The 1,314-nt window shown below is 51.0% G+C and carries 2 protein-coding genes; both read left to right on the forward strand.

The features are described 5' to 3' along the window. Positions 1-106: 106 nt before the first annotated feature. Positions 107-250, forward strand: a complete 144-nt coding sequence (locus ACJ2PR_RS35975; RefSeq protein WP_446880651.1) for a hypothetical protein — start codon at positions 107-109, stop codon at positions 248-250. A gap of 12 nt (positions 251-262) precedes the next feature. Then, on the forward strand, positions 263-1,291 hold the full coding sequence (locus ACJ2PR_RS35980) for a transposase (protein ID WP_446880652.1): 1,029 nt from the start codon (positions 263-265) through the stop codon (positions 1,289-1,291). Positions 1,292-1,314: the final 23 nt, after the last annotated feature.

Genomic DNA, 1,314 nt, shown 5'->3' on the forward strand with positions numbered 1-1,314 from the left:
CCTGGTTGCCTGACAGAAGTAGGTGAAACCCAACAAACACGAGGAAATTAGTGAAGAGGGTAGAGAGTCATGAGAGGCTGGAGTTACCACACAACCACCCAAAATCATGACAACCTCTACCCATTTGTATGGTCAACTATTCGACCAATTGAGTCAACACAGTCGCGTGTGCGATCTGCGCCACTTGAAAACTCTGGCGTGGATGGTGAGTGCCTTGCTCTACAGCGGAGAATTGAATTTGGCTGCATGAGAACCGTATGTCATGAGTCGAGCGACGAAAGCGCAAAGTACTGAGCGGCGCTGGCAGCGATTTATGAACAATTGCCGCATTAGTGTGATGGCAATTTACGTACCTTTGGTGCTGGCGGCTCTGAGTGGATGGAAGCAACAGCGATTGTATTTAGCCTTAGATACGACGGTTTTATGGGATCGCTTTTGCATGATTCACCTGTCGGTGGTGTGCTGTGGACGGGCGGTTCCCTTGTTGTGGCGAGTCCTCGAACATCGCAGTGCCACTGTTGCCTTTGAAGCGTACCAACCCGTCTTGCGTCGTGCTCGGTGGCTGTTGCGGCATCATCGTGATGTGATGCTACTCGCCGACCGAGGCTTTGCCAATCATGAATTGATGAAATGGTTACGGCAGAGCCACGGGCATTACAGTTTACGCTTACCGTGTGATGTTTTGATCCATACCACACGACGCTATCCCTTGATGGTTGGGACGCTCTATCCTCCACTCGGTGAAGCCCGACTGTATGAGAATGTGGGCTTGTGGCTCGATGGTGAGCATCGCTGTAACTTGGTGGTTGCAACGGTACAGGGAGCCAAAGAATCTTGGGCGGTTGTCACCGATGAACCTCCGACCTTGCAGGCGCTCTGGCAATATGCCTTGAGGTTTCGGGTAGAGGAATTATTTTTGGATAGCAAGTCTGGTGCATTTGAGTTAGAAGACTCGCGCTTGCGTTCTGCTGCTGCCCTCGAACGCCTTTATCTGGTTGCTGCCATTGCTTTGCTGTTTGCCACGACCCAAGGCATGTCGGTGCAACTTGCAGGTTTGCGGCAACAGGTAGACCCGTACTGGCGACGTGGCATTACCTATCTCAAAATCGGACTCCGCTGGTTGCAAGGGGTGATTCATAAAGGAAGAACCTTGTTGCCTTGCGTTCCGTTGTTGCCCAACGATCCTCAAGCTTGTTTTGCTTCCCTCAAGTCCAAGCGCGACTACGATGACCACATTTGGTTTCATCGAGTTCGTTCCATTGTTTGTAAACCTGGTTCTACCCTCAATTAGAAAAGATTTGTCAGGCAGTCAGG

Source organism: Phormidesmis sp. 146-33 (assembly GCF_052939515.1).

Coding starts and splice junctions, on each gene's coding strand:
- ACJ2PR_RS35975 (WP_446880651.1), top strand. CDS start 107: ATGACAACCTCTACCCATTTGTATGGTCAACTATTCGACCAATTGAGT.
- ACJ2PR_RS35980 (WP_446880652.1), top strand. CDS start 263: ATGAGTCGAGCGACGAAAGCGCAAAGTACTGAGCGGCGCTGGCAGCGA.